Annotated in this window: 8 protein-coding genes; 3 read left to right on the top strand and 5 right to left on the bottom strand. The window is 61.7% G+C overall.

Annotation, left to right across the window (positions count from 1 at the left end):
• Positions 1–238 precede the first annotated feature (238 nt).
• The 3 genes from ACP5E6_RS15200 (at position 239) to ACP5E6_RS15190 (ending at position 2,209) form a co-directional block, all read left to right on the top strand.
• Positions 239–1,024 carry a COG4705 family protein gene (locus tag ACP5E6_RS15200; RefSeq protein WP_427955392.1) on the top strand — a complete coding sequence of 262 codons (786 nt, stop codon included), beginning with the start codon at positions 239–241 and terminating at the stop codon, positions 1,022–1,024.
• A gap of 107 nt (positions 1,025–1,131) precedes the next feature.
• On the top strand, positions 1,132–1,305 hold the full coding sequence (locus ACP5E6_RS15195) for a hypothetical protein (protein ID WP_427955390.1): 174 nt from the start codon (positions 1,132–1,134) through the stop codon (positions 1,303–1,305).
• Between the two features lie 325 nt (positions 1,306–1,630).
• On the top strand, positions 1,631–2,209 hold the full coding sequence (locus ACP5E6_RS15190) for a class I SAM-dependent methyltransferase (RefSeq protein WP_427955387.1): 579 nt from the start codon (positions 1,631–1,633) through the stop codon (positions 2,207–2,209).
• A gap of 217 nt (positions 2,210–2,426) precedes the next feature.
• Here ACP5E6_RS15190 and mrdA read toward each other — a convergent pair whose 3' ends face one another.
• From mrdA to ACP5E6_RS15165, 5 genes are all read right to left on the bottom strand, one after another.
• The gene (gene mrdA, locus ACP5E6_RS15185; RefSeq protein ID WP_427955386.1) at positions 2,427–4,307 is read right to left on the bottom strand and encodes a penicillin-binding protein 2; all 1,881 of its coding nucleotides are present in this window, start codon (positions 4,305–4,307) and stop codon (positions 2,427–2,429) included.
• 5 nt (positions 4,308–4,312) lie between these two features.
• On the bottom strand, positions 4,313–4,837 hold the full coding sequence (locus tag ACP5E6_RS15180; RefSeq protein WP_427955383.1) for a rod shape-determining protein MreD: 525 nt from the start codon (positions 4,835–4,837) through the stop codon (positions 4,313–4,315).
• Between the two features lie 17 nt (positions 4,838–4,854).
• Positions 4,855–5,697 (bottom strand): rod shape-determining protein MreC, encoded by an 843-nt coding sequence (mreC, locus tag ACP5E6_RS15175; RefSeq protein ID WP_427955380.1) that lies wholly within the window; start codon positions 5,695–5,697, stop codon positions 4,855–4,857.
• A gap of 155 nt (positions 5,698–5,852) precedes the next feature.
• On the bottom strand, positions 5,853–6,281 hold the full coding sequence (locus ACP5E6_RS15170; protein ID WP_427955378.1) for a hypothetical protein: 429 nt from the start codon (positions 6,279–6,281) through the stop codon (positions 5,853–5,855).
• 34 nt (positions 6,282–6,315) lie between these two features.
• Positions 6,316–6,672 carry a glycine zipper domain-containing protein gene (locus tag ACP5E6_RS15165; RefSeq protein ID WP_427955375.1) on the bottom strand — a complete coding sequence of 119 codons (357 nt, stop codon included), beginning with the start codon at positions 6,670–6,672 and terminating at the stop codon, positions 6,316–6,318.
• Between the last annotated feature and the right edge of the window lie 142 nt (positions 6,673–6,814).

Raw genomic sequence — 6,814 nt, 5'->3', positions numbered from 1 at the left:
ATTGATTCAGAGTTCAAGGCGTTTCGCAACTAAAAAATGCAACTGTAATGCTAGGGGGGCCTGGATTTGAACCGTTCGTTCGGAATTGTCGCGCCGTCCTGCGCCGCTACCGGGTGGCAGTAAGTTTTTAACCAAATCCACTTCACGAAACCTTTATGAGCGATCTACGGTCGCCATCTTGAGGTTCAGGCCAAGTCACCCCATTCCGGTCCCATCCAGAATAAGGAGATTGGCCCAATTGCAATCCGCTGACACTTTCATGCGCCTCGACGAGGACCGGTATTACGGAACCAAAGTCCCGGAGATCACCCCGTCATTCTGGGTCGCCAAAATTCTCTCGACCGCCATGGGTGAAGCAACCTCCGACTTCCTGGTCTTTCATACCAACACTTATCTTGCAGTGACCGCCGGTGGCATCGGTTTTTTAGCCGCTCTCGTTCTGCAGTTCAGCGTCCGCCGTCACATTCCCGCCATTTACTGGCTGGTGGTGATCATGGTCAGCATCTTCGGCACGATGATCGCCGATGTCATTCACGTCGTCCTCGGCGTCCCCTACATCGCCTCGACCTCTCTCTTTGCCGCCGGCCTCATCCTGATCCTCTGGCGCTGGAATGCGACCGAAACGACGTTGTCGATTCACACCGTCGCAACCCCGCGCCGTGAAGCGTTCTATTGGGCGACCGTGGTCGCCACCTTTGCCCTTGGCACCGCGGCCGGCGACCTCACGGCGTCTACTTTCGGCCTCGGCTACCTCACCTCAGCACTCCTGTTCTCGACACTGTTTGCATTACCGGCCCTAGCCTATTTCGTCTTCGGACTAAACGATGTCGCCGCATTCTGGACCGCCTATATCCTGACCCGCCCAATGGGCGCTTCATTCGCCGACTGGTTCGACAAACCCGTTGCATCCAGTGGCCTTGGCTACGGCACCCCCGCCGTTGCAGCCCTACTGAGCGGTGCGGTCGGGTTCGCCGTCCTCTTTATCTGCCTACGTCACCAGCCACAGACCGTTCCTGCGTCCTGAACCACACGGGTCTGACCGCAGATTGTTTGCAAGTCACTCAAGCGCTATAGACTTTTTTGAATAACTTCAGCCCATCAACTGCTGAGTCGCATTGAGCGAGGCCCCAAATGCCCTGGACTCCCGACGACGCCGAGCATCACACCCACAAGGCCAGCTCCCGCGAATTGCAGGAGCTATGGGCGAAAGTCGCCAACGAAACACTCGAGCGCACCGGTAATGAAGGCCGTGCCATCCGCGAGGCCAACGCCGTCGTCGCCCGTCGCGCCGACGATCCCGGTTGAACCGCCAAAACCCGCAGTGCGCCCGCTCTGGCGGCAATCCAACACAAATGCGTTTTCGCCCTGATCGAAATAGATAAGTTCAACCCAGTTGCGGGCATCCGCCACCTGTTCTCACACGTCGCCATATCAAAGCGTCGAACAGCCGTGGCCGGAAATCCCCGGTCATGTTAGGACGCCGCACGCGCGGTTCCGAACGCTGTAATAAGACAGCAGAAACTGGTGGACGCCGAGCACCGATCTGATGATACCAACCCTCCGGCCGGCTGAGTCGCCTGCATATTGAAACACCGGGATTGCCGTTTTCTGACTGAAGGAGAGATAAGCCATGGACATCAACGAAGCTACGACACATCTGGGTGCGTCATTCGAACATATCGCGGCGGACGGGCACCTAGCGCTGGAGCAGCTGAAGCTACCCGCAGGCGCCGAGGTGCTCGATGTCGGGACCGGCGCGGGGAATTTTGCAATTTTCCTCGCCATGCAGGGGTTTGATGTGGTCACTGGCGAACCGGAGAACGACACAACACATTATGCGCGTAAAGATTGGGTCGCCAATGCCGCTGCCGTCGGCGTGGCGGATCGCATTCGGTTCCAGCCTTACAACGCCAGCCAAATGTCCTTTGCGACCGGGCATTTTGCCGCGGTCTTCTTCTTTGGCGTGCTCCACCATGTCGATGAACAGGAGCGGGTTCGAGTTTTCGCAGAGGCGTTGCGAGTGGTGAAGCCGGGCGGTGGTGTGGTATTTTTTGAGCCAAATCTTGAAACCTTGGAGCAGATCTGGGTTAACGATCCCGGGCACCCACTCCCAGCCAACCCCACTGATTATATGGGTACGATCTCGGCGGAGGAGATAAAACTCAAAGGGCGACGCATGAATATTTATCTCTACCGCGCCGGTCTTTAGCGATTGCGTATGCGGTCTGGGGTTATGATTGAATTAACCTGAACCTGCGGGTTATCAAAGACCTGTTAGCGCAGAGCGGTTTCACGATGGGCGACGAGACGATTCAGGTGTGGGTCAATTCAGGTGTGGATCAGACGGTTCGGGCCGCGAATAGTCCGACACGCCCGGTGCGACCCGCCACCCGCTCCCGTACCGCGCACATCGCGCGGCCGTTGCCTCATACCGGCCCGCTGGCCGGGTTTGCCGCCTGCGGCGCTGCGCGGATGGTGCCGGGCGAAGCCGGGGTCAGATCCCTGGTCAACGCCGCGGTGATCAGGGCCTGCGCGATCGGCGCGGAGACCGAGGCCCCCTCATTGCCATGTTCGACCGCAACAGCAACGGCAAAGCGCGGCGAGTCGGTCGGGGCGAAGGCGATAAAGAAGGCATTGGGGCGGAATTTCCAGGGCAGATCGGCGTCATTATAATTGGCCTTTTCCTGCGCCTGGGTAAGATCATGCACCTGAGCGGTGCCGGTCTTGCCGGCCATGAAGACGCCCGGAATGGTCAGGCGTGAGGCGTATCCGGTGCCAAGCGGGGTGTTCACCACATCGAACATGCCCTGGCGAATCGCGGCAAGATTGCGGATGTCGAAACCGAGGGACGGCCAGTCGTCCGGCGTATTGCCGGGTTGGATCACTTCGCCGATCGCGTTTGCGATATGCGGGCCGATGGCGCGGCCGGTAGCGATGCGCGCGGTCATGGTGGCAAGACCGAGCGGTGTGACCTGGGTATAGCCCTGGCCGATCCCCTGAATGACAGTATTGCCCTTCGTCCATGCCAGTTTACGCCGGCGCGCCCAGGCCGTCGTGGGCAAAAACCCCTGCGATACGCCCGGAAGATCGAGCGGGAGCCGCCCGATCAGGCCAAGTTTGCGGGCCATGGCGGCAATGCGGTCGATCCCGGTGGCCAGAGCTGCATGATAGAAGAACACGTCGCAACTCTGTTGCAGCGCATTGACAACATCAATCGTGCCGTGACCGCGATGCTGCCAGCAATAGAAAATATGATTGCCGAGCTTGAGATAGCCCGGGCAGAAAAACGTGGTGGTCGGTGTGATCGCGCCACATTCGAGCGCGGCCATCGCGACATTGGGCTTGAAGGTTGAACCGGGTGCATAGAGCCCGGCGGTGGCACGATCGTTCAACGGGCGCCTCGGATCGGTCATCCAGGATTTCCAGACCGTCTCGGGCACACCGGCATCGAAATAGCCGGGATCGAAGCCGGGCTGGCTGGATAGGGCGAGGATGGCACCGGTGGTGGCATCGAGCATAACGGCGGCACCCGCCTGGCCGGCAAGTTTGGCGGCGGCGAGGGATTGCAGCCCGGAATCGATGGTAAGCTGAACGGTGGCACCTTGGGTGCCATTGTCACGGTCGAGCACACGGATGACGGCGCCGTGGGCGTTGACTTCGGTCTGCACGATGCCGGGCTCGCCACGTAGAACATCATCTCGCGCACGTTCAACGCCAGCACGTCCGACGCGCATGCCGGGCAGCGCGAACACCGGGTTGATCTGCGCCTGGGCTTGGGTCGGGCGGGCAACGTAGCCGATGGTATGGGACATGGTGGCGCCAAGCGGATAGACGCGCGAGGCGCCGACATCGACGAACACACCGGGGAGCGCCGTGGCATTGACCTCGATCTTTGCCATGTCCGACCAGTCGAGATAATCTTTCAGCAGGACCGGGATATAGCGTGGCTTACCCGCGATGTCCTGCGCAATGCGGGCGCGCTCGCCCGGTGAGAGGGCGATGAGGCCGGCGAACTGGTCGATCACCGCGTCGGGGTCGGGTGCCTGGATCATCATGAAGAGAGCGCGCCAATGCTGCTTGTTGCCCGCGATAATGGTGCCATGTCGGTCGGTGATGATGCCGCGCAGCGGAGCGAGCAGGCGTTGGTTGACCGAGTTCTGCTTGGCTAGCGTCGCGTATCGGCCGTGCTGGAGCACCTGCATCCGATAGAGCCGCGCGCTGAGGGCGCCAAAGGCGGCAAGCTGCACACCACCGACAATAAGGGCGCGCCGGGTGAAGATCGGCCGAATTTCACGCTCGCGTTTCATGGCCTCTAGGCCTGTTCGGGTGCGGCAGCCCCGCGATGGGCGCGGATCAGCGCAAGGGCTAGAATCGGATAGATCAGGATGGCAATGATCGCCTGGGAAATGATCGGGGCGGGGGGCAGAATCGTGAGGTCCAGTATGCCGCGCGCAACGTATTCAGCGGCAGTGATCGCGACCACGGCGGCGGCGAAGACCAACCAAACCAGAAGAAAACTCTGCCGCACCAGGGTCCGCCTCACCGCCAGGATCGCGGCTTGTTCCAGCAGCAGCAGCGCGGCCCAGAGCCCGAGCGGCGAGGCACCGAGCAAGTCGAGCAGCACGCCGAGCAGCGCCACAATCGGCGCCGGCAGCGCGGCGGGGCGGTAGAGGCTCCAGAAATAGACCGAGGCAACAACGAATCCGGCGCGGAATTCCGGTTGCGCCGGAAGCAGGCCAGGGATGGCAAGCACGATCACGGCGAGGGCAATGCTGGTCGCGGGCAGCGCGTGGCGGGCGGCACGATCGAGCCCACGCCAGAGTTCAGCCCCATCCATGATCACCGCACCGCCATTCAGGGCAGCGACGCCGCGACATCGCCGCTCGACTGCCGATCATACTCGAACAGGCGCAGAACACGCAGCCGGTTCATACCGGCGAAAGGCAGCACCACCGGGTCGTTCCGGCCGGCGTAACGGACGATGCCAACTGGCAAACCATAGGGAAACACGCCGCCGACCGCGCTGGTCAGCACAATCGCGCCCTCGCGCGGCGGATCACCGGGAGCCCAGTAAATCAGGCGGGGCGTGGCGCTGTTCTGACCTTCCATGATTGCGCGCTCGCCATGCGCACCGATCGCGACCGGAACGCGACTATTCAGATCCGTGATCAGCAGCACTCGCGCACTGCGCGAACCGGATTGGACGACCCGGCCGACCACGCCGCTGCCATCCATCGCGATCGCGTTGACGATGTCATGCGCATCGCGTGGAATGGTCACCAGGACCGAGCGGGCATAGAGGCCGCCAAGATCGGCGATCACACGAGCAGCAAAGAAATTCGGCGTCGGCGTCGGCACGAAATGGAGCTGCGATTTCAGCGCGTCGTTCTGGGCGGCGAGCGCGAGGGCAACCGAGCGCCAGCGCTTAAGCCGTTCGTTCTGCGCGGCGAGACGAAGGTTGTCGGCGTGCAAACGGAACCAACCGCCGATGGCGCCGCGATCCTGCTCAACCTCGGAGACCGGCGCGGCGGCAGCGCGATAGAGTGGCGCCAGCGCGTCGTCGAGACCGGTGCGCATGAGCGTACCGAGGTGCCGGTCCGCCCGGCCGGCCAAAATGAGGGCGAGCGAAATCAGCAGCATGACCGGAAGGGTCAGACGCGACAAAGCTTGACGAACCGGGATCGAAAGCCGCAGCATGCGGCACACTCCGTTACAAATTCAAGACAAATACCGATAGGTCGCACGCGCACCGGGCACGCCTACGATCGATAACATCTCTTACGCTAGCTGAGCGCGGTCGCCAATGGCGAAGCCACAAACAGAACGATCTCCTTGCGTGCCGATCACGTATATCAGCCGGGATCGTCGCGCGAGCGTGTGGGTGGGCGGGCGGATGGCTTGCGGGTGAACTCGGTGACCGCACCAAGGATCAGCGCGGCGATGATCGCCTTGGCCGGTTCCTTCAGAATCAAAACCTGGGCGAGGCGCAACGCCTCCGCCGCGACGCTATAGCGCGCGCGCGCCAGCAGGGGGCGGGGCCGGTGGGTCCATTGGTAGCGGCCGATGCCATACAACCCCAGAGCGAGGAAGACGAAACTGGCACCGAAAATCAACGCCGCGACAACTCCACCCAGCGCGTGGGCGACTGCCAGAAACCCCGCGGCAAGCAGAAAGCCGAACCCAACCAGCGCGGCGGCCAGAGCGACCAGAGCAAATACGATCCGTCGGGTCAGATGCCGCAGGGTGAGACCGTCGAACAGATCGAACAGGGTTCTCAACATCGGCGCCCTCGTCCCGCCGCGCGGGTGTGGCGGATCACGTCGAGTGGCGACGGCGCAACAGATAGGCGGCGATAAAGCCGACCCCGGCGGCGACTGCCAGGGCGGCGAAAGGCTGCTCATGCACCCGCCGCTCGACCCGGTCCGCCGCTTTTCCTCCCTTGATCCGCAATTGTTTACCGAGGTCTCCGATCTCGTCCTCGATGGTCGATAGCCGCAGATCAATCGCCGATTTCAGCTCGGCAAGTTTTTGCGGCGAGTCGCTGAAATCCTTGACGGTATCATTGGCCATGCGGACCAGTTTGGTACGCAGCGTATCGAAATCGTCCTGAAACCGATCGAATTCATCGCTCAGTGTTCCCATTGCGTCTTTGCGCTTGCCGCTCCAACTCATCGCCGGTTTCCTTCTTCTGTCTGATCCTTTCAGGAATGGGGTTGCCGCGCAGCCGGTTCAAGTTGCAACAGATGGCGTGGCGGAACGACCTTCACTGCGCCGAGTGAACCACCGCCCGATTTCCAGAAGCGATCACAGACCG

Origin of the sequence: Acidiphilium sp. (assembly GCF_049977125.1) — a bacterium.
In the GTDB taxonomy this organism is placed as follows: Bacteria; Pseudomonadota; Alphaproteobacteria; order Acetobacterales; family Acetobacteraceae; genus Acidiphilium.
The sequence above is the reverse complement of the archived record's forward strand: the minus strand, read 5'-3'. Positions and strand labels throughout refer to the sequence as shown.

Excerpts from the sequence above, each read along its gene's own strand:
- ACP5E6_RS15195 (WP_427955390.1), top strand. The coding sequence starts at position 1,132 with ATGCCCTGGACTCCCGACGACGCCGAGCATCACACCCACAAGGCCAGC.
- ACP5E6_RS15190 (WP_427955387.1), top strand. The coding sequence starts at position 1,631 with ATGGACATCAACGAAGCTACGACACATCTGGGTGCGTCATTCGAACAT.
- mrdA (WP_427955386.1), bottom strand. The coding sequence starts at position 4,307 with ATGAAACGCGAGCGTGAAATTCGGCCGATCTTCACCCGGCGCGCCCTT.
- ACP5E6_RS15180 (WP_427955383.1), bottom strand. The coding sequence starts at position 4,837 with ATGGATGGGGCTGAACTCTGGCGTGGGCTCGATCGTGCCGCCCGCCAC.
- mreC (WP_427955380.1), bottom strand. The coding sequence starts at position 5,697 with ATGCTGCGGCTTTCGATCCCGGTTCGTCAAGCTTTGTCGCGTCTGACC.
- ACP5E6_RS15170 (WP_427955378.1), bottom strand. The coding sequence starts at position 6,281 with ATGTTGAGAACCCTGTTCGATCTGTTCGACGGTCTCACCCTGCGGCAT.
- ACP5E6_RS15165 (WP_427955375.1), bottom strand. The coding sequence starts at position 6,672 with ATGAGTTGGAGCGGCAAGCGCAAAGACGCAATGGGAACACTGAGCGAT.